General features: G+C 40.3%; 12 protein-coding genes and 2 tRNA genes. 4 read left to right on the forward strand and 10 right to left on the reverse strand.

Translation table 11 applies throughout. The features are described 5' to 3' along the window. Window positions 1-53 precede the first annotated feature (53 nt). Window positions 54-2,585, reverse strand: a complete 2,532-nt coding sequence (locus MHO82_RS14085; RefSeq protein WP_239184588.1) for a zinc-dependent metalloprotease — start codon at window positions 2,583-2,585, stop codon at window positions 54-56. 297 nt (window positions 2,586-2,882) lie between these two features. Here MHO82_RS14085 and MHO82_RS14090 point away from each other — a divergent pair, with 297 nt between their 5' ends. Then, window positions 2,883-3,707, forward strand: coding sequence for a transporter substrate-binding domain-containing protein (locus MHO82_RS14090; RefSeq protein ID WP_239184589.1), 825 nt, complete (start codon window positions 2,883-2,885; stop codon window positions 3,705-3,707). Between the two features lie 54 nt (window positions 3,708-3,761). On the opposite strand, the gene MHO82_RS14095 is transcribed toward MHO82_RS14090, so the two are convergent. Continuing rightward, window positions 3,762-4,253, reverse strand: a complete 492-nt coding sequence (locus tag MHO82_RS14095; protein WP_239184590.1) for a GNAT family N-acetyltransferase — start codon at window positions 4,251-4,253, stop codon at window positions 3,762-3,764. Window positions 4,254-4,581: 328 nt separating this feature from the next. Here MHO82_RS14095 and MHO82_RS14100 point away from each other — a divergent pair, with 328 nt between their 5' ends. After that, on the forward strand, window positions 4,582-5,490 hold the full coding sequence (locus MHO82_RS14100) for a DMT family transporter (protein WP_239184591.1): 909 nt from the start codon (window positions 4,582-4,584) through the stop codon (window positions 5,488-5,490). Window positions 5,491-5,604: 114 nt separating this feature from the next. Here MHO82_RS14100 and MHO82_RS14105 read toward each other — a convergent pair whose 3' ends face one another. The 3 genes from MHO82_RS14105 to MHO82_RS14115 all read right to left on the reverse strand — a co-directional run bounded on the left by MHO82_RS14105 (window position 5,605) and on the right by MHO82_RS14115 (window position 12,429). Continuing rightward, window positions 5,605-8,559, reverse strand: a complete 2,955-nt coding sequence (locus tag MHO82_RS14105; protein ID WP_239184592.1) for an HD domain-containing phosphohydrolase — start codon at window positions 8,557-8,559, stop codon at window positions 5,605-5,607. A gap of 149 nt (window positions 8,560-8,708) precedes the next feature. Next, window positions 8,709-11,462 carry a response regulator gene (locus tag MHO82_RS14110; protein ID WP_239184593.1) on the reverse strand — a complete coding sequence of 918 codons (2,754 nt, stop codon included), beginning with the start codon at window positions 11,460-11,462 and terminating at the stop codon, window positions 8,709-8,711. 10 nt (window positions 11,463-11,472) lie between these two features. Continuing rightward, on the reverse strand, window positions 11,473-12,429 hold the full coding sequence (locus MHO82_RS14115; protein ID WP_239184594.1) for an ABC transporter substrate-binding protein: 957 nt from the start codon (window positions 12,427-12,429) through the stop codon (window positions 11,473-11,475). 341 nt (window positions 12,430-12,770) lie between these two features. Between MHO82_RS14115 and MHO82_RS14120 the strand changes: the two genes are divergently transcribed. Both MHO82_RS14120 and MHO82_RS14125 read left to right on the forward strand, forming a co-directional pair. After that, window positions 12,771-13,217: an exoribonuclease R gene (locus tag MHO82_RS14120; protein ID WP_239184595.1), complete on the forward strand. Its 447-nt coding sequence runs from the start codon at window positions 12,771-12,773 to the stop codon at window positions 13,215-13,217. Window positions 13,218-13,526: 309 nt separating this feature from the next. Then, window positions 13,527-16,727: an HD domain-containing phosphohydrolase gene (locus tag MHO82_RS14125; protein WP_239184596.1), complete on the forward strand. Its 3,201-nt coding sequence runs from the start codon at window positions 13,527-13,529 to the stop codon at window positions 16,725-16,727. 155 nt (window positions 16,728-16,882) lie between these two features. On the opposite strand, the gene MHO82_RS14130 is transcribed toward MHO82_RS14125, so the two are convergent. From MHO82_RS14130 to MHO82_RS14150, 5 genes are all read right to left on the reverse strand, one after another. Then, window positions 16,883-16,957, reverse strand: a tRNA-Gly gene (locus tag MHO82_RS14130). 22 nt (window positions 16,958-16,979) lie between these two features. After that, window positions 16,980-17,071, reverse strand: a tRNA-Ser gene (locus MHO82_RS14135). A 116-nt stretch (window positions 17,072-17,187) separates the two neighbouring features. Then, entirely contained in the window at window positions 17,188-18,903 is a 1,716-nt protein-coding gene (locus MHO82_RS14140; RefSeq protein ID WP_239184597.1) for a response regulator, read from the reverse strand. An 82-nt stretch (window positions 18,904-18,985) separates the two neighbouring features. Then, complete coding sequence (locus tag MHO82_RS14145; protein ID WP_239184598.1) at window positions 18,986-19,612, reverse strand: family 16 glycosylhydrolase; 627 nt, start codon at window positions 19,610-19,612, stop codon at window positions 18,986-18,988. 255 nt (window positions 19,613-19,867) lie between these two features. Next, the gene (locus MHO82_RS14150) at window positions 19,868-21,385 is read right to left on the reverse strand and encodes a DUF3131 domain-containing protein (protein WP_239184599.1); all 1,518 of its coding nucleotides are present in this window, start codon (window positions 21,383-21,385) and stop codon (window positions 19,868-19,870) included. Between the last annotated feature and the right edge of the window lie 4 nt (window positions 21,386-21,389).

Genomic DNA, 21,389 nt, shown 5'->3' on the forward strand with positions numbered 1-21,389 from the left:
AAAGCCGGAATTCCAATAAGAGATCCGGCTTTTTTATAGTGAATCTAGGTTGATTAAGCTTCAAGCGCCTTTTTTATCATTAACTCTAAATAGGCTTGGTGAGCTTTACTCTCGATGGTATCTTGCATGAGGCGATTTTTCGCTCTAATTTTTTGAAGCTGATACGTTGCAGAAGATTTAGCCAAGTGATGGTAGTCGGAGCTTCCTTCAGTACCTAACATCTTAATTAAGCGCTGAACGTATTCAATTTGTAGGTTTTGGCTGATGGACGTTTCTGGTTGCTTGTCAGTAAAAATTCCAGCGCTCAGATCATTCATGAATGTGTTGAGTGAGTATTCATTGCCATATAAGGCGGTGTCTGACAGTCGCTGTAACACATTCTGGTGTAATAAATGGTCTAATACCGACTTCTGCATGTTCAGGAGCATCTTATGCGCTTTTGGATCTTCGTTACGGCCATAGTGATTAAAGCTGCGACGTTGATGCTGCATGTGAGTATATAAAGGCTGCATTGCTGCTAGTGTATCTGGTGCAAATACATAGTTTGTTAATGCACTCATGGCTTCTTTTTGTTTTGCTAGCGGTACTGGTGTGTAAGGCTGGGAAGTACTGCCACCAACGACATCACGTTCTACATATACACCGCCAATGTGACGAGAAATTACCTCAGCTTGTCGGCGATATTGTCCGTATAACACATTAGCTGAAATGAGTAATGAATGGTGTGACTCACCTTTTTGTAAGGCATTTAGCTTCAATGTTTTGAGTTTATTATTGATCAGTGCCATTCGGTCTGTGGCGTAGGCTATTGGGTTTGAAGACATATCGCTGATCATGACTCTTGGATCTATGTGTCGTCCTGCTTGGCGCATGTCATCGGCATCATTGCCAAATGCATGACCTTTGTCAGAAGAGCGAGATAAGATATCGTTTAATCGTTGTTGTTCTTGCGCTGTATCATCAAGGGCAGGGGAATAGCCATACTCAATGGCCCAAATATCGTATGGCCCAGGTTTTGTTTGGAAGTAATCCCCTTGGGCGGTGTTCAAAGGGGCCACATTGGCAGGAGTGTAGTCCATGACAGAGCCTGTCAGTACACCTTGGGTTAGCGCTTTATTATGGATTTCTTTTTCATCCCATAAAATGGAGGCTTTCATGTTGTGGTTTAGGCCCAATGTATGGCCAACCTCATGCAAAATCAACATGCGCAGCCCTTCTTCCAAAATGGCTTTGGTTTTAAGGTCGTCATCGGCAGTTAGGCCTTTGGCGAACATTAAGCCATGCTGTAATTCATGACCTGCGCTGCAAGAAAGACTGTGCTCATGAGAGGAGTCTATAGGCATACTTTCTAACGAGCTGGCACCTTGGCTAAAGAGCTGATTGTGGATCCAGCGATTCTTCATGAAGACAAACTCAAGCATGATGTCTGCACCAAGGATTTCACCTGTAAGCGGGTTAGCGAGAGAAGGGCCATAGCCACCAAAAGGTGGGCGAGGGGAAGAAGTCCAGCGTAACACGTTGTAGTTAATGTCACCGGCATCCCAAGTGGCGTCATCAGGTTGTACTTTCACTTGCAACGCGTTTTTAAAGCCTGCTTTTTCAAAGGCAATATTCCAGCTAAGTACCGCTTCTTTAATGGTGTTACGCCATTCATGTGGTGTCGTGTTCTCTATCCACCATACGATGGGTTTAACAGGTTCTGACAATGCAGCATTAGGGTCTTTTTTCTCTAGGTTCCAGCGATTGATTACATCTTGATAAGGTGCCCAGTCACTGGAGGTCATGTCGTTATATTGTTCAGTGAAATAGCCAATGCGAGCGTCATCGAGGCGAGGTTGAAAGTTATTGTCTGGAAGTTTGACAAACGAGTGCTGAATTTTTAGAGAAACTGCCCGTGGATCAGACACGGCATGGGAGCCATAGACTTTGGGATTCGTGTTGCTAAAGACATAATCGACAACGACATCGACATTATCATCGTAAGTGCGTTTGTTTAAAATACGAGACTTTTTATCGTCTAGCTTTCCTAACTCGAAGCGGTATTTGTCTTTTTCTTTATCTGGATTCGACCATGGTGAGATTTTATGGAGAGACTCGCTTAAAAATAATTTATCGACTTTTAATGCGATTTGGCCTTGTTCTTCTTTTTCGATTTTGATGCTAGCAAGTACAGCTTCACTGATGTTGGCATCGCTGGCCTTGCTGATTGGGTTCTCTTGATCAAATTTGTAGCGCGGGGTTTTTGTTATGATATCAATGCGATCAAAGTGGCGGCGAAACTCGATAATTTTTGTTTCACGGTACTTTCCACGAAAGTGGCCTGCATCCGTTACGCCATCCACAGTGTGAGCAAAATACAACATAGGTACATCAAGCTGATTGTTGTTGAGCAGCATGAGGGTTTCGCCTGTTTTTTTATCTTGGTAAAAATTCAGCAGCCCTTTACTTTCCTTTTTGTCAGCCAGTAATTCAACTAAGGTCTGTTCTTTTTTTTCTTGTGTTTTTGTAGTGTCTTCAGCAAAGCTTGAGGCGCTAGCTGTGGTTAGTGCGATAGTTAATGCAAGAGATAATCTTGTTAAAGTCATGGGGCATCCTTATGGTTCTTGCAGGGCCGATGAAAATGGGGGAAGCGTAACGAATTTTGGTAGTGAAAAGTAAAGAAGAATTAGAAACTGAGAGGGGGGATCCAAGTATTTTTGGGCTGCTCTAGTAGGTAGCGTTGAGCGGGTTAAAAAGTAAGACGATAGAAAATAGATGGGATGGATTTAGGAACGTTGCTATCCGATAGATTGTTGATTTATTTATTGTGCGCTCAGTTTTATATTTGGCTATTGTTAAAGCTAACTACAATTAAGATTAATGGGGAGATTTAAGGAGTGAGTATGAAAGGAATTGGGCGGTTGACTTTATTTCTTTGCGGTTATCTTGTTCTTTCTTCACCTGTTTATGCCGTGGATGTAGATAGAGCTTTAATTGTTGTGGGTGAAGAGTTTCCCCCTTTTGAATTTATTGAAAATGATAAGGTGGTGGGCATTGATATCGATATTGCTTCTCATATTTTTGATAAAATAGGCATCCCTGTCGAGTTCCATATTCTACCTTGGAAGCGAGCGTGGTACATGGTGAAAACAGGTCAAGCAGATGCCGTGTTATCAACTAGCCGAAAAGACAGCAGAGAGCCGTATTTGTGGTATCCCGAGCAAAGTATGTGGGCCAGTGAGTTTGTATTTTTTACTCATAAAAAGCAGGTGTTACCGGCCTTTGAAGGGTACTCAACCATTTTAGAAAAAAATTTAAAGGTAGGAATTATACAAGGTAACTCTTACCATAGTAATTTCTGGCAGGCATTTCCATATCAAGACGGTTCTACGTATTTTCAAGGGGATTCCTCTTTAATTCCGCTGCATTCTCAACTCTATGCGTCTTCCAGTCTGAAAATGAACATGAAGCTACTGTCGGTGCAAGGCCGTATTGATGTTTATCCTGCTGATAAAACGGTGGGCTTATACACCATTAAACAGATGAATTTACAAGACTCTATTACCTATTATGATTCTGTTTTATTTTCTAAATCTTATCCAATGCCTTTTTCTAAAGCTTCTAAATACCCAGGAATAAAATACATTGCAGATAAGTTTGATAGAGAATTAAAAATATTAAAAGAGAGTGGTGAATATCAAAAAATCATAAACAAATGGATTAAATGATTAGAGATATTCACGGGTTATTATTTGCTTTATTTTTAATTGACTAGATGAAGATTAGTTTTTTATTCTGGCCATATAATAGGTATCCACATACTCCCCATTTCGGAATGCAAACTGTTTGGCTTCTCCTTCTATTTCAAAACCGTGCTTTTTATACATTGCAATGGCAGAGGCGTTATCCGTATACACAGTTAATTCAATTCTTTTTAAGTTTAGCCAGTTGTCTGCAAGATCCATGGCTTTTTCAAGAAGCTTACTGCCAATACCTTGATTTTGGTGGTTATCATGAACGGCCATACCAAAGCTCGCAACGTGCTTCCTTCTTGCGTTTTTTGCAATTTCGAAGCCTAAATTACCAACAACTTTTCCGTCTATTTCAGCAATAAATACATAAACATCGTCAGGAACGTCTGAGAGGCGTTTTTCCCACATAGCGAGTGATGGGAATGGAAGTTGCAGAGTACCTGTATATGCACTTTCACCACAGTATAGTTCTTGAATACCTTTAATATCTTTTTTCTCTGCGTGACGAATAATAACTTCCATTACTCATATCCTCTGTTGTGACTTTATTAAAGAAATACCTATTTATTAAAATAAAAGCAACAGGAAGATTAAAAATAATTTCAATTAATAAAAGACTACTTTGGTCAATTTTTCTCTTGAATTTAAATAGGAAAGGCGTTAGCTTAAAATTTATTCAAATTAAGGATGATTACCTATGAACACAACTATCGGTTTATTTGGACTGCTCCTCCTCCTCACCTTATTGCCTCTCGGCCGATAGTAATTATCTGGCTGTGAGTGACTCGCAGCCATAAGAATCTTGCCTTCACTTACAGTCTACTTTTCCCACCAGATTGTGAGTGACTTTATGATACAACACCCCACACAAGATATAAAAGCAGGTGTTACCTTTGCGTTAATTGCCACTGTGCTGTTTTCCATTAAGCCTGTTTTGATTAAATTTTCATATCAATATGGTGGTGATGCACTCTCGATTATGGCTATTCGTGCTGCTTTTTCACTTCCGTTTTATTTGGTGATGCTAATGTGGCTATGTCGTGATGCTCAGCCTCGTGAGCAGGTGAAAAAGCACGGCTGGCAAGCGGCATGTGTTGGGGTTTTAGGGTATTACATCGCGTCTTACCTCGATATTTTGTCTTTGGAATACATCAGTGCTCAGCTAGAAAGGTTGGTTATTTTTCTATTCCCCACTTTTGTGGTGTTGATCAGCTGGATAGCCCTAAAGCAACGACCAGCCAAAGGCACGTTTGTCTCTGTATTATTTGGTTATGTAGGAATTGCGCTTATTGTTGCTCATGATTTGAGTTATTTAGGTAACGATGTTTGGCTAGGAAGTGTATTAGCGGCAGGCTCTGCTTTTATATTTGCCGTGTATTTAATTCTGAGTAAGTCACTGATCAGCAACATGGGGAGCCAGTTATTTACGTGTTTAGGTATGGGGAGTGCTGGGGGCATGATTTTATTACAAAGTCAGGTGAGTTCACTAAACGTAACAGCGATGAGTACAGAGTTCATTGTGCTTGGCATTATTATAGGGGTGTTTTGTACTGTACTCCCCTCTTTTTTTGTTGCAGCAGCAATGGCACGTTTGACTCCCTCTCACCTGAGTTTGACCAGTAATGTTGGCCCAGCGATTACCGCGGTGTTTGCGGTTGTTCTGTTAGATGAAAACTTTACTGTGTTTCATGCTGCTGGCATGGGCCTTGTTTTGTGGTCGGTTGTGCAGCTAAATTGGCGTAAAACCAAATCGTCTTAGATTGTCTTGAGTGATCATGGCTTCCACCTTGGATAATCAATGTTGGTGCAGGGTTTCAGTTTAGGCAGCCCTGCTTTCAAAGTTCGCCATTTAGCTCTGCTCTATTGTCAGTATTTAATGAATGGAAGGTTCTGGCTGATTTAAATATTGCTGAATATCCACAGAGTCGATTTGTTTGGGGTCTAAAAACTGCTCTGCGTAGTGTAGATAAACACCAGAGGTTAGAAATAGCTCGAATAACTCTCCATCAATGTGATTTCCGAGCTTCATTTTATGCATGATATTGATGGCTTCTGAGAGTTTTTTGGCTTTTTTATACGGCCTGTCTGAAGCGGTTAATGCCTCGAATATATCGGCTATGGCCATGATCCGGGCTGATATTGTCATGTCTTCTTTGGTCAGACGTTTGGGGTAACCAGTGCCGTCCATTTTTTCATGGTGTCCTCCAGCAATCTCTGGCACATTTTTCAGGTGTTTAGGAAATGGAAGCTGATCTAACATCACAATGGTTTGTACGATATGGTCGTTGATTTTATAGCGTTCTTCTGCGGTTAGGGTGCCACGCTGAATCGACAGATTATGGATTTCACCACGATCATATTTGTATTGGGGTGCTTCCACCTTAAACCCCCATGGGTTTTCTTTAGGAATTGGGATAAGGTCGTGGGCAATTTTATGCTCTGGTTTATTGGCAAGTAGTTTTTCCGTGACTGGTAAGGTAGGGGGAGTGTTGCTTGTATGCCTTTCTGCTTCAGCCCAAGAAAGGCCAATCGTATCATCGAGAGTTCGTTGCCAAGTTCGTTCGGCAATTTTTTCCAATCGTATTAATGACTGTTCAGACATGAACTCTGAGCCGATATTGATTTTGGCGATAAAGGCGAAGTCTTCATCTAGGGTTTTATGTTCGTGTTCTAGTTCTGTTTGTACTGCTGTTTCCGGCTCTCCTGCGAGTATTTTTTTGAGTGCTGTGATTTGAGCGTCTCGTTTTAGTACTTCAAAGCGGGTACGAATTTCATGAATACGGTTGTAAATGGTTTCAAGCTTGGTTGCTTTATCTACCACAAACTCTGGGGTAGTAATTTTTCCGCAGTCATGCAGCCAAGCTGCAGTGTGTAATTCTTCCCATTGTTTTGGCGTGAGCTGATAGTCTTTAAAAGGTGGGGTTTTGCTTTCACATGCGGCTTCTGCTAAAAGCTTGGTGATAGTAGGTACTCGCTGACAGTGGCCACCAGTGTAAGGCGATTTGGTATCAATGGCGTTGGCGATGAGTTGAATGAAAGACTCTAATAAGGATTTTTGAGTCGAAAGCATTTGGCGACTTTCTATGGTGACGGCGACAAAGCCTGATAAGGTCTCAATGAAGCGTTGATAAGTTTCTTCAAATTGGGTTGCGTCTTTCTGTTTATAAATGAGGTTGAGTACTCCTACCTTTTCACCCGATCGGCTTCTTAGTGGAACAATGCAGTTGGTGAGTAGATCATCATTAATGGTATGGACCATGGTTTTTAATAAAGGGTTATCGAATTGCTCTTCAGGGTTGATGTTCATGATCACGACTTGCTCGGTATTAAGTGAGCCTAAAAAAGGGTTGCTACTAAATTGATCGGATAAATCGAGCACGGGCATTTCATCGATGCTCTGTGAGCCAGATTGTTTGAACCATAGGTAATATGGGATCAACTCAGAATCATCATCACTAACCAGATACAGAGCAGCCCCTTCAGCCTTCGTGGATTGGGCGGTTTCTTTACAAATCGTACCGAGTAAGCGATCAAAATTTTGTTCTTCACTCATAGAGCCTATGAGCGTTAAGAAGCTGCCTAGGGTTTCTTTCATGGTGCTCATGGAGTCTTGTAGGTTTTGAATTTCAGAAATATGAGAACGTGTAGTCTCACTGTCGTTAAAATTAAATTGGCCAACTGACTGTGCTTTGTATGAGAGAGAACGAAGTGGGCGTGCAATGAGGTTAGCAGAATAAAAAGCGATGGGAATAGAGCATAAAACAACTAATATTGTGATGATCACGCTGGCGGTTCGGATACTGTAGGCTTCTTGTAAAATCTCTTCTTCTGGGATCAGCATTAATAAGTTGAAAACGGTATCGGTATAAGGAGTCAGTGGTTTGATCTTTCCATACCATAACTGCCCCTGATACATGAATTCAATCAATTGGTTTGATGATGGGATTTGATTGATGGCTTGTAATAAAATGTCTTGTTTTAAGTCGGAAATCATTAATGTTCTGTCACCGACTTGAGTCAGTTTTTGATTGAATAAATCAATGTCGTTATGCCCTAATACCATGCCTTCATCGTTATACATGACACGTAATGCGGATTTCGAGGTGTTATTTTCTGTTAATGAATCAGACAGGGTATCTAAGGTAATATCAGCCGCGACAACACTGTTTCCTGTTGAAGATTTTCGAGTTAGATTGAGCCCCATTTTTTTCATGAAAGCAAATTTATAGGGCTTGGTTAAAGCGTTTCTATCGGCATTAGCAGCAAGATACCAAGGGCGTTTACGGGGATCGTAATCTTGTGGGCCAACGTTACGTGTGCCGATAATAGCTTGTTGAGAATTAAGGAATAACCGCACCATGTTATTGGTGCCATCGGCGTTCATAGCGATATTATCAATAACAAACTCGGCCGCTGCTGGAGCATGAAAAAGCTCTTTGAAGTAGGGAGTTCGAAGAGGACGAACAATAAAATACTCCCCGGTATCATAACCAATTTGCAGCGCCGCTACGCTGGTTTCATGCTGCAATACCTCAATGAGCATGGGAGTGTATTGCATTCGTTCATTGAGACCTTTGGCCTGAGTAAGTTCAGAACTGGCAATTAAGCCAACGGAACGAGCCATAGGACGATAACTGGCTTGAAAGCTTTTTAAAGATTCATCACTAATTTGCTCAAACAGCTCTTCATTTGCCGTGAGCATAAGCCGAGAAATGTACTGATAAGAAAACCAGGCTTGGATGGCACAAACAACCATCAAAATTGAAATTAAGAGTGTTGAAATATGTATGTGGAGAGGGAAACTCTGTTTTTTGAATGCTAATGTCATATGGTTATCCATAACCTTGAAAGCGTACGATGATGAGCATAGAACCATGACTGCCATTAGTCATACTAGTGCATAATGCTGGTCTTTCAAGTTTGCAGAGTTATGGCTAGCTTATTGATAGTAAAAACATAAACGATGGTGTTGGGGGATTATTTAGAAGGGTGCATCTTCGCTTCATCTTTTTTTAGCCATTTTTGTAGCAATTTGGCAAAGTTTGATTGGTCAAAAGGTTTTGATAAAAAATCATTCATCCCTGAGCTTAAGCACTTTTCTTTATCTTCATGTAAGGCGTTAGCGGTCAGTGCAACAATGGGGGTAGTTTGGTTGATACCACGCAAACGAATCTTTTTTGTGGCTTGATAACCATCTAGATTCGGCATTTGGCAATCCATTAAGATCAGATCATAACGATGAGTTTGGCAAAGCTCTGTGGCAATCAAACCATCAGCGGCAATGTCCAGCGTTAAACCAAGTTGTTCCATCATTGTTTTGGCCACTAGTTGGTTTACTTTCACGTCTTCAGCCAATAAAACATGCCCATTTAGCCGCGTGCTTTCGGCGGTATTGGCTCGGTCCGATTCATTAATGTCATGAGTGGTAACAAAGGTTCTTTCTCCCGGCGTTTGCATTAGGCCTAATGTTGAGATAAGCGTATTTTTCAGAATCTCTGTTAAAATTGGTTTATTGATTAGACTGTTAATTCCCGCTTCTTTGAGTAATTTACCATCTCCTTTTTGGCAAGAGGAAGAAAGAATCACGATAGGAATGTGTTGTATTTTATCATTGGCTCTGATGTTTCTGGTTAGCTGGGCACCATCTAATTCGGGCATTTGGTAATCGGAGATTAAAATATCAAAAGGCTTTTCTTGTTCAATGGCCTGTTCAAGTAACTCTGTGACTAATTTCGGTTTGGTGCAGGTTTCTACGTATACTTCAAAGCTGTTAAGCATGGCAGTGAACACCTGAAGGTGGGTACGATTGTCATCAACCACTAAGGCTTTAAGTCCTTTTAATTCAGCTTTGGGCAGTGGTTTCGGTGTCGGTAGTAAGGCGAGAGGAAGGTTTATCCAAAAGGTCGAGCCTTTACCTGGGGTGCTGTTGACTCCAATGTCACCGTTCATTAAGGCCGTTATTTTTTTACAAATGGCCAACCCAAGCCCTGTACCGCCGTATTTTCGAGTTGTTGACGTATCGGCTTGAGTAAAGGACGCGAAGAGTTTTTCTTGTACTTTTTCTTCTATGCCAATGCCTGTATCGATGACTTGTATGTGATGATAAGGCTGGCCATTGTGGGGTTGTGTTTGCTCAATACTCAGTATGACATGCCCCGAGTGAGTAAATTTTATGGCGTTACTGACTAGGTTTGTTAGTAATTGTCTAACTCGGCCAGCATCTCCTTCTACTTGCCGTGGGCAATCGGGAGCGTAGTTTAAAATAAGTTCAACGTCTTTTTTATTGGATTGAATAGACAGGATTTGGCAAACATCGTAAGCGGCGCGTTCGAGATCAAAAGAGATATTCTCCAGTTCCATTTGACCGGCTTCTACTTTTGAAAAGTCGAGAATGTCATTGATGATGTTTAATAAAGAGGTACCAGAGTTATAAAGAACATCGAGATACTCTTGTTGTTGCGGCTCTAACTTAGTGTCTTTTAAAAGCTGGGCCATGCCAAGAACACCATTCATTGGGGTACGAATTTCATGGCTCATGGCGGCTAAAAATTCACTCTTGGTTTTGGTACTTGCTTCAGCTTGCTCCATGGCTTGCTCGAGTTGCTTGGTGCGCTCTGCGACTTTAACATCAAGGGAGTTTTTTTCTTCCAGTAGTTGAACTCGTGAGCAATGTAGGTTGATAGCCAGTTGATTAAAGGCATCGGCAAGTCGTCCTAATTCATCCCGCCCGAGAGGAGGTAGCTGATATTGGTAGTTTCCTTTTTCTAACTGCTTTGTTCCTTGTATTAGAGTCGTAATTCTTTGAAACAAGGTTTTACGTAAAATAAAAAAGAGGAAGGTGATCAGTGCGAGAGTACTGAGTACGACCCCGATAAATAGGATTTGTTCTGCTTCATTGGCTGCAGCATTGGCTTTTTCTTTGTCTGTTATGAGTAAAATGTGGCCTTGCAAGCGATTAAACTTAACCGGGTGCTCTAAGACAACGATGTTCTCTGTTGCTTTGAATGGCAGTGATGTATCTGGGTAAATGGGTTTAATACCTTTGGTGAGCGCAATGGTTTTACCGTCTTGTTTTACTAATAACGTTCCAATAATGGCGGGGTTTTGTTCGATAAGCTGATCCGTTAATGTATCTAGAATCTCTTGCATTTGATTTTGCCAAGAAAAGCTTAAAACAATCCAACCTTTTATTTTTCCTCTTTTTATTACTGGCGATATGATCCATTGAGAACGTTTGGTACTGTCCTGCTCTAATGAAAAAGGATCAAAGCCAGGGGTACCCGACACTGCCTGTTGCATGTTTGGGGCATAAAATAATGGATTTTTATTGATACTGAGGCCGAGGAGCTGCTCGCTATTAATGCGCTTTCCCTTATTGTTTACAGTATTGGCCGCAAAGATTTTTAATCGGGTATCAACAACCAATAAATAGTTTAAATTAGGGTAGAGAGTGACCAGTTTATTTAATCGTTGGTTAATGCCTCGGCTTACTTGTAAATCCAGTGATTTCTGAATCTCGGGGTTTTGTGCGATGACCTCTGTAGCGTGCATTAAGTTTTCAACATGAGAGTCAAACTTTGAATCGATTAACGTTAAGTAGCTGCGTTTTAGTTGATTAAATTGTTGCTGATCCGTCTCTTGTAGTAATTGGATGCCGTAGTAATTGAGGGATAGCATAACGCTGAACACGATGGTTGCGATCAGTGACAGTAAGCGAGTAACTAACGACATTCGTAACGACCTACTCTACAAACTTAATATTAGGCAGTAACGTAGGATCAACGGAAATTCCGAGCCGTTGTGTATTTTTCTTATGCAGCAAAATTACCGGAAGATCCATGAGTCTGGATTCAAGCTGGGCTGGCTTTTTATTTTCTTTGAGTATCTTTGCAGCCAGTTCGCCAGCCATTGCTCCTAATGTGTAAAAATCGGCAACAGGTCCAAAGGTTGAACCTTCTTCTATTTGAGCCTTATTGGAGCTGAGAATAGGGATGTTATTGGCTAATGAAATGGGCAGTAGAGCGGCTTCTCCTCCACCTTGACACAAAGTATCAGTGGTGGTCATAAAGACATCAACTTCATTGACGACTTCTTTTGCCATTTGTGCCATTTCGTCAACGGACGTAGGCTCTAAATCAATAACTTTAATCCCAGTTGCTTCCATTAATCGAATCACATTACTGGCTTGGATTTTTGAATTTGGTTCTCCTTTACGATGGAAAATCGCCAACGTTTTTGTTTCCGGTAATAGTGTGGTGAGTAAATTGACATAACTGTGAATAGACACGTAGTTACTGGTGCCGACAAGGTTGTTACCAGAGTAGTCGAAAGATTCAATTAACCCAGCATCGGCAGGGTAAGTGACAATGGAGAAAACAATAGGCGTTTCTTCTGGCGTGTGCTCTTTAATGATGCTGGTACCTGTCGTGGTCAAGGAGTAGATAAGATCACTGTCTGCTAATTCTTTGGCGATACGCTGTTGTACTTCTTGATCACCGTTGCTTTTTTTCAGCGTGTACACGACATTTTCCCCTTCTCTAAACCCCGCTTTTTCCATTGCGTGTTTAAAGCCGGAGACATTTTCTTCATAACCAGTCCATGGTGCGATTCCAATTTGGTAAATGGTTTTGGCGGTTATTTGAAAAGAGAGGCTGGCTAGCGCAATTAAAAGTGCGGTTTTGCACACGAATCGCATCATATATTTTCCTTAATATAAATGATGTAAAAAGTGATTATTGGTAAAGGAGACTTTGCTTGAATAAAGCTTTTCTTTTTATTGAATACCTTATCAGTGAGTGTAGTCGAACTTTATATCTAATGACGAAAAAATAGTCACAGTTTTAGGGGGCTGTTGGGCTTAGTTAATATTACTATCAGCATAATTATTAAGGATAAAGTAAGCATACGATAATAATGGTGCTTATTTGGCTATTAGTGAGAGGCTGCCTTTATTCATTAGGAAGGTGAAATAAATGGGTTTTCCCTTCACCGTAATTGGGGCAAAATACGCCCCCTTATTTTTGATCGTTAGGAAAAGTTATGGAACGCGATTATACATTTTCTTGCTTGGTGACAATGCCACGACAAGAGTTGGAAGAATTCAGTCACCGTGTGATAAGTCGTATGGTTCCTGAAGAAGTCATGCAAGAGATTTTCACGTTCGATCAAGATGAAGCTGCCGATACAGATAAGATGCAAACAGCCCAACTTGATGCCATGCTAAGGCTAACGGCTGTTGCATTAGGTGAAGTAAAGCTGGCTTTTTCAGAATCTGAAAACTCGGCACAAAATGCTGAGCGTATGTATCGCCTGATTTTATGGCACTGTTATGCAATGTTGTTTAATTTAGAAGAAGCAGTAACGCTTGAACAACATTGTCAGATGGTTGAAAACATTCTGAAAAAAGCCCCATCAGACGCATTAGGCTGGCTACCTGTGTTATCTAATTTATTAAATGAATACGCAAAGATCGGTTCAAAAAAATAAGGCTGTATTTTCTTCAGTGATTTTAGAGCAAGTGTAACCGTTTTTATGCTTGCTTTTTCCTTTTACCTTCCCTCATTACCACAATAAATTCTTTCCATTACCATCGTCGTTTTCGAAGATGGATTCTTAAGTTTACAGCATCTATAAACTGTTAGTTTTAATAATTACTTTTTAAATTCAGCGTCTTACTATTTTTTGTTCTATGGTTAACAGACTTACTTTTCTTTTAAAAAAATCACGTTCCATATGGGTTGCTATGTGGTAAGTTTTATTGAAGGGAAACGTTAACAGCTTAGGTAAGGATACCGAATGTTTAGGAGTGATAAACGGATTTCAATCAAGTTCACGGTGGGCGGTATGTTTTTATTGGCTACCTTACTCACCGCAATGGTGGCCATTAGCCTTCAGTTCCATTTTAGTAAACAAATTGCTACTGATAATGCTTTAGCTCGCTATTCAGCCATGTCTCAGTCAGTGAGTACTTATATCCGTAATTTAGATATGGATGCGTCTAGTACCGCAAAATTACTGGCTCATATTGGCAGCTCGGGAAAGTATAAAGATAGCGAGCAAGATGTGCGTAAAATACTGGCTGAAGCGATGAAGAATAACCCGCTTTTTTACAGTATTTATATAGCGAATCAAGACGATGGTTTTTATCAGCTGGTTAACCTTGAATCTTCTCCGGTCGTACGAGAAAAAATTAAGGCACTACCGCAAGATCGCTGGGTACTTATTAAAATTTATGGCAAAGGGGAGCAGCGGGTTAAAGAGTCATTATTTTACGATGAAGAGTTTACTTTGAGACATTCCACATCGGAAAGAAGTAATTATTTTCCAAGTCAGCGACCCTGGTACGACTCTGCGAGTGTCGATAAGGTCTTCAAAAGTAACCCATATCTGTTTCAACACCTTAAAATAACTGGCCAAACTTTTTCTATCAAAGTTCCTAATATCAATACCGTTTTAGGGTTGGATATTGTTCTTTCTTCAGTCTCTACTCAAATGGTGAACTCCACCCTCGGTCAAGCTTCTCTATCAGGGAAAGAAGCGTATATCTATAAAAGTACTGGGGAGATCATTGCTTCTAACCAAGGAAAACAAACGGAAGCAGAGTTACCTGCATCTTCCGAATTAGTATTGTCTGAAGAAGAAAAGGCGCTTATTAGCCAGACTCGTCCATTAAAAATATCGAATCAATTGGCATGGACACCAATCGACTACGCGATTGCAGGTGAGCCGAGAGGGTACAGTATTGATATTTTAAATATGGTTTCTGAGATGACGGGATTGCAATTTGAGTATATAAACGGATTTTCTTGGACTCAATTAGTAGAGCAGTACCGTACTGGTAAAATTGATGTGTTGCACTCGTTATTAAACACAGAGAGTAATGCCGAGTTAGGTCATTTTAGCTTACCTATGTATCAACTTCCTTTTGGGCTCTTAACAAAACATAATCATGAGCCAATTACCGACCTTTCTTATTTAAATGGTAAAAAATTAGCTATCTTAGGTGGCTGGTCCATCATTCCTGAACTGAAAAAAAACTATCCGCAGATGACAATAGTGACGTTTGACTCAGTAAAAGAGGCGATAGAAGCGGTACTTAGTGGGGAAGCGGATGCAGTGATTGACTCCGATGTCATATTGAAACATACCGTTAAGCAGTATTTTATGAATGGCTTGACCTACCATGATGGTATAGAGAAACTAAATACCTCATACCGACCCGAATTTCATTTAGCCATGAAAGAGTCTGATAAGGCATTGGTTGCGATTATTGATAAGGCTTTTCTTAATATATCTGAAGATCAAAAAGCAGAGTTAGAGAATAAATGGTTTACTAATTCTTCCCAAGCAACGCGTAACCAACAAAACTTGGTAGTGCCATATGTAGAGCTCTTTGAATTTGCAAAAGACGAGAAGTTGCAAAATCAGCTTATTGAACGTGAGATTGAAGGGGTAAAAAAATACTTTTTTGTTAGTGCCGTTAATCAAGATGAATATTTCGCCGCCATTATTCCTAACTATATTGTTTATGCTTCGGTGAAAGAAAAAGTGTTTACCTCCATTGCTGCAACCGCGATTTTAATGGCTTGTTTATTGCCGGTTGCGTGGGTCTTTGGCTCTCCGATTGTGACACCAATACGTGCATTACGAGCTGAAACGCTGAAGATCAAACAGCGTGATTATGACGCCGTAGAGCTGGTGGATACGCGAATAAAAGAAGTGTGGGAATTGTCGTCTTCTATTGTGGACATGTCGCAAGAACTCAAGCGCCACGAAAAAGCACAAGAAGAGTTTGTGGAAGCCTTTATTCGATTAATAGCGCAAGCGATCGATGATAAGTCACCATACACAGCGGGCCATTGTAATCGAGTGCCTGAACTGGGTTTAATGCTTTCTGATGCGGCAGAAAAATCTGATTCTGGGCCGTTTGCGTCATTCAAATTTGCTACTCAAGACGAGCGACGTGAATTTAGGATTGCAGCATGGTTACATGACTGCGGAAAAATCACGACTCCAGAGCATATAGTGGATAAGGGCTCTAAATTAGAAGCCAATTATAATCGTATTCATGAAATAAGAATGCGTTTTGAAGTGCTATGGCGTGAGGCTGAAATCGAGTTTTTGAAAAAAGTACATACAGAGCCTGAGCATGAAGAGTTGTGGCGTCAGCAACGAAATCAGACCCAAGCCCAATTGCAGGATGACTTTGCGTTTATCGCTGCGTCGAATGTAGGTCAAGAGTTTATGGATGAAGAGAGTAAAGCTCGAATTTGTCAGATATCGGAACAAACGTGGTTACGTTACTTTGATGATACAGTTGGACTTTCACCCGTTGAGGAGCTCTCTAAACCGACCAGTACTGTCACTTTACCTGTAAAAGAGCAGCTGCTATCCGACAAGCCAGAGCATATTATTAAGCGAACACGTAACACTGATTACGACCCGAAATACGGCATTAAAATGGAGATACCTGAGCACCAATATAATTTAGGTGAAGTTTATAACCTATCCATTGGCCGTGGCACATTAACTGCCGAAGATCGCTTCAAGATTAATGAACATATGATCAGTACCATTAAGATGTTAGAGAACCTGCCTTTCCCACCTGAATTGCAACGTGTGCCGCGATACGCCTCAACGCATCACGAAACCATTAAAGGCACAGGTTACCCAAGAAAATTAACGGGAGATCAGCTGTCTATTCCTGAGAAAATTTTAGTCGTGGCAGATATTTTTGAAGCACTTACGGCGTCTGATAGGCCCTATAAAAAAGCAAAACCCATCAGTGTTGCTGTTGATATCATGCATAAGATGGCGTTGGATGAGCACATTGATATGGATGTATTTAAACTTTTTGTGCAAAGTGAAACTCATGTGCGTTATGCCAAAGCTTATTTAAAGCCAGAGCAAATAGATTCGGTTGATGTTACTAAGTACCTAGAGCCTAAAGGTTTTAAAACTCAATGCTCAGAGCGGAGAGCTAAAGTCAGTATTTGATACGGTTCGGCTTCTTCTGCACTCTATGGGTGTGGAAGGAGCTAAGGCTCATTAAAAATAACAGTTGAGTCTACGATCAGCTTAGCTATCAACGATATGTTGATATAGGTATTTTTATAGGGGATTTTACGTTGGGTGTTCTTAAGATAGGAAGTTGGAGCGTGCAGCGGGAATCGAACCCGCATCATCAGCTTGGAAGGCTGAGGTAATAGCCATTATACGATGCACGCAACAAGTGTTGCTTTAAATTAATGGCGGTGAAGGAGGGATTCGAACCCTCGATGCGGGATAAACCGCATACTCCCTTAGCAGGGGAGCGCCTTCAGCCTCTCGGCCACCTCACCGTTGGAATAGATACTATCGTAATCCTTTCCAGCTTGTAAAGCTTTTTATTTTCAAGTGGTTAATAAATAGCTAATCTGTTTGTTTTGTGATCGTTATTGTGGCTTGTATTCCATTTTTAGTCGTGAGAAGTGCGTGCGAGTAGCTCTCCTTGCTTCATTTTATGCAGTGGGCTACTGAGCCCAGCTTCTTCATACAGAGTGGCGAGCTGGCTACACCATTTATCTTGGGGGTGAGGGAGAGTAAATAAAGTTAATGCTGAGAAACTGGTTAATACGACGTGTTCATCCATTTCTGCTAGGCGATAGTTGGCATCTAAGCTTCCTAAGTGGGCCTCACTGCATGTAGGGTAAACATCTAAAATTTTGCCATAGGTTGCTAGGGCATTTTTAGGTTGGGTATGAAGCAGCTCTTTTGCCTGTTGTAATTTCCTTCGTACTAGCATGTTCTTCTTGAGTAGATGGCTGTGATTTATTTGACTAAGTCTCATTGTAGAATAAGGGGTATGCTCTTGGTGATTCGTTACGTGCTGTAAAAAGGTGGTAGCCAGTTCTGCTTCACCCAATCGCATGAATGGTTCAATACTTTCAATAATGAGATGGTCGTCTAGCTTATTGAGGTTATCAAAATAAGGACTTAAAGCTGAAAATAGTTGCTTTTTCGCATTAAGCTTATTGTTATTAATGAGCTCAAATCGTGCTGCGACGACTTTAGAAAAACATGAAATGACTTTTTTCTGATTCGCTTTCGCACGGGAAGCCACTTTTTTAAAAAAAGGTAAGATGTCTTTTGGGATATCTAGGCGGTAGTGATTGCTTTTGGTGCGTACGTAAACTAACTCTTTTAGGTTAACAAACCGAATAATTTGTACTAACCACTCTTTTTCTTGGAAATGCAAATGAGAGGCTAAGGTATTACCAAAGTAGTCGAGCTTTTCGCTGTCTAAAAGCTGTGCAGATAGCTTAGCGCTATTTAATATTCTAGGAACATTATTTGGGGTTAGCTTCATTGCTTTTTCAGATAGCATTAATGCGGATGAAAAATCTTTCTTTTTTATTTTTATTTCACAGAGAAGATCCATAGCTTCTAAATTAAAAGGAGAGCTATCTAATAAATTCTCTAAAATTTCTTCTGCTTTTTCGAGGTTTTTATTTTGGTACTCAATATGAGCTGTTGCTATATCAAGTTGCGGGAAATCATGAAACCCGATCATAATATTGACGACGTGATTCAGTCTTTCCCATTCTTTTAGCTTTATTAAATAGCTAATTAATAAGGAGTGGAGAATGTTCGTTTTATTATTGCTATTTTCAATTTCTTTTATTCCATAATTAATAGCTTCTTGTACTCCATATTCTTTTTTTATTTTTAAAAAAGGGTAACGAGTAGATACTTCAAAAGAAGCATGCTCAATTTTTTCTTTTAAAGAAGAGTAGTTAACTGGTTTGCAAATAAAACAGTCGGGCTTAGACTCAATGGAAGAGATAACCACCTCATGGCTGTTATCCCCTGAAATAATAATACAAGCAGTATGAATTGAAATTAGCTTATTTTGTCGTAGTTCATCAAGCAGCTCACTGCCAGTGACTTGGTCATTGAGATGATAGTCAATAATAAGCAGATCGTAGCTTTTACTATGGCAGAGGTGCAAGGCCTCTTTTTCGTTATTTGCGACATCCACATCATGAATGTCTAATTTTTTGAGTAAAGATTTAAGCAGCAATGATGCTGAAGATTGATCCTCAATAATAAGAGCGCGTTTCACTGTATGTTTATAATGATTTTTGTCAACGAAAAGCAGGTCATTATGCTTTTTATCATTCACCGTTTCCATAGTGATGACTCCTATCCCTAGCCAGATTGTTATTGTTATTAAATACTTGGCTAATTATAGCTAAGAAACAGATCCATGCTGATTATTTACAGTCGTTAATTGGTTGAAAGCTAAAATTTTTATATTCTGCACTGAAGTGTTTCTTCTCAGATTGAAAGATACCGGCCCACTGGGAAATATCTGGTGACGTTAACCATACATTTGTCATGACTTTTAGCTGGCTGTCTGAGGCTGAAGGAATGGGATCTTGGTCATCATCAAAAACCTGATGAACAAGCTTATGATCAACAAACCACTGAATGTAGTCGGGGGCCCAGACAATACGGTAATGATGGAAGTCGAGCGACGCGTCGAAGTCTAAATAGATTAGGGTTGCGTGGTCATTGAGGTAATCATCGTCATTGGTCCAGAAATTAACTTGGAGGAGATTGGTGTTATTACCTAAAAACTCAATATCAATTTCGTTATGTTGCCCATTACTGGTCCGGTTTCTGTCGTAGGGACCAGCAAAGAGAAAGAAAGAAGAAACAACACCAGAGGTGGCAATGGGTTTCATTTCTATGTCAAAGCAGCCGTAGCCGTAAAAGCGGTTACTTCTTAATTCTCCTGACCGATAGTGCAGCCCGTCGGAATTTTTTTTTGTTTTGGATAAGGTGATCCGCATTTGTTGTTTTTGAAAAGAGATGGCTTTTTCACTCCATCGATTCATAAAAGGAAACCCGTTGCTCCAACCATCGGCTTTAGACCACAACTCGGAATTAAAATTGGAAAGTGTATCTTGATGTTGGCATTGCGGACTGAAAATATCACAATGATCATTAGCTAATGTAAAAGGTGAATATAAACACCATGAAATGAAAGGTAATTTAGATAACCACATCTTAAAATTCATACGACTGATCTTAATATATCTAATAAATGAATATAAATTGTAGTTAAGAAAAATGTTTTTAGTATCTAAATATTAATTTGTTGTCTGGTTATATGTATATAGAGGTGTATTATTTCTAACTTTATACCACAGAGATGTTAATATAAGGGACTGAGTGTTTACATTAAAGGCGGTATTAATTGTGCCATCCGAATATTTTCCTGTTGGAATTGATTTATAAGGCTGACTTATTCTAACTACTTCTTTGTTCGCTTTATCAGATAATTCATCTTGAAATATTACACTTAAACTAAAAGCCATTTTATTACTAAAAGTTTGAGGGTTTTTTACTTTTTTTCCTGTGGGTGTTGTGCTGTGCCAAGTTTTGTTCTGGTAAAAAATATTATTATATGAAAACCAAGGGGCTCGGTTCATGGCATCTTCAGCAAAAAACCAGAGTTGATTTTTCTTCTTATATTGCTCTTCGTGAAGTTCATAAAGAGGCAGAAGCTGATTCCACCACTCGTCGGTAAAACCAAATTCAATTTGATAGAGCACATAAGGATCAAGTGTAAAAAAAGGCAGGTTTCGATCATCAATATACAGCTGCTGATTTTCTAAAGAGATCTGCTTAATGTTGTTGCTCGGCTTATTATCATTTAACGGAATACCTTGAATTTGATACCCTTTTTGTGCGTATTGTAGATAGCCAAGCCGACCTTCCTGCCGATAAAACTGCTTTTCTCCCGTATTCTTTTCTCCAAATAAGCTGTTGTTATGTACTGCATGGTTTAAGCTCCATTGGCTTTTGATGGCCTCAACTTGAAGGGTAAACTCTGGTCTGTATTGTGTTGTTATGTCTAGCCAAATGAGTAACCGACCAATGTCTAGCGCTGACCAGCCATTGCCTTGTAACTTGCTGCTACTCATTCTTCCCGAGGGCTGGCCTGTTTGTGTGTTGTATTGTCGGTTTGGTAACTGCTGTTTGTAGAGTGGAATATTCTGCAGTGTATTCAACATTTTTTTAATGTGCTGGGTTACGAGATCCGTAGGCATAAGTGAGAGTTGCTCTAGTGCTAAAACAGCCGCTAGCGCACTGGCGAGATCCCACATTGTGGTGTGTGGATAGCCATCCACAGAATTGACAAACCCAGTATTTTCTTGCCAGTTCCACTTTATGTAGTTGTAAGCTTTTTGTGCTAATTCGAGATCGGAGGGGGTTAAGAGATCTAAATTGTTTTCTGTTAACACCATGGGTGGCAATAGTGAGTGTTCTGTTATTTCAATAGGCGTAATAGGGTTGATCACCACCGTGTCTTGAGTGTTATCAGAAGTAGGAATGTCAGGCAGTGTGTCTATTGGTATTGAGGCTGGCGTGATTGCACGTCTTTGATACGTGACAGGTGCAGGTGTTTCTTGTTCGTAGGGCTGAACAATGGCTCTTTGGCTGCTTAAACTGGTGGTTTTAGATTCGGCACCTTGGGTGCTGTTCGTTTCGCTGGCACGAGCGGGTTGCAGCGTTATTCCGCCAATTAAGAAGCCAATAAATAAAAAATGATGAACAGCCTGAGCCTGCATATCCTTATGTTGCTCCTGTGTGCGTTGCTTCATATCT

This window comes from Vibrio sp. Of7-15, from assembly GCF_022347565.1.
Taxonomy (GTDB): Bacteria; Pseudomonadota; Gammaproteobacteria; order Enterobacterales; family Vibrionaceae; genus NORP241.

Coding starts and splice junctions, on each gene's coding strand:
- MHO82_RS14125 (WP_239184596.1), top strand. CDS start 13,527: ATGTTTAGGAGTGATAAACGGATTTCAATCAAGTTCACGGTGGGCGGT.
- MHO82_RS14115 (WP_239184594.1), bottom strand. CDS start 12,429: ATGATGCGATTCGTGTGCAAAACCGCACTTTTAATTGCGCTAGCCAGC.
- MHO82_RS14150 (WP_239184599.1), bottom strand. CDS start 21,385: ATGAAGCAACGCACACAGGAGCAACATAAGGATATGCAGGCTCAGGCT.
- MHO82_RS14085 (WP_239184588.1), bottom strand. CDS start 2,585: ATGACTTTAACAAGATTATCTCTTGCATTAACTATCGCACTAACCACA.
- MHO82_RS14100 (WP_239184591.1), top strand. CDS start 4,582: ATGATACAACACCCCACACAAGATATAAAAGCAGGTGTTACCTTTGCG.
- MHO82_RS14145 (WP_239184598.1), bottom strand. CDS start 19,612: ATGAATCGATGGAGTGAAAAAGCCATCTCTTTTCAAAAACAACAAATG.
- MHO82_RS14140 (WP_239184597.1), bottom strand. CDS start 18,903: ATGGAAACGGTGAATGATAAAAAGCATAATGACCTGCTTTTCGTTGAC.
- MHO82_RS14105 (WP_239184592.1), bottom strand. CDS start 8,559: ATGACATTAGCATTCAAAAAACAGAGTTTCCCTCTCCACATACATATT.
- MHO82_RS14110 (WP_239184593.1), bottom strand. CDS start 11,462: ATGTCGTTAGTTACTCGCTTACTGTCACTGATCGCAACCATCGTGTTC.
- MHO82_RS14120 (WP_239184595.1), top strand. CDS start 12,771: ATGGAACGCGATTATACATTTTCTTGCTTGGTGACAATGCCACGACAA.
- MHO82_RS14095 (WP_239184590.1), bottom strand. CDS start 4,253: ATGGAAGTTATTATTCGTCACGCAGAGAAAAAAGATATTAAAGGTATT.
- MHO82_RS14090 (WP_239184589.1), top strand. CDS start 2,883: ATGAAAGGAATTGGGCGGTTGACTTTATTTCTTTGCGGTTATCTTGTT.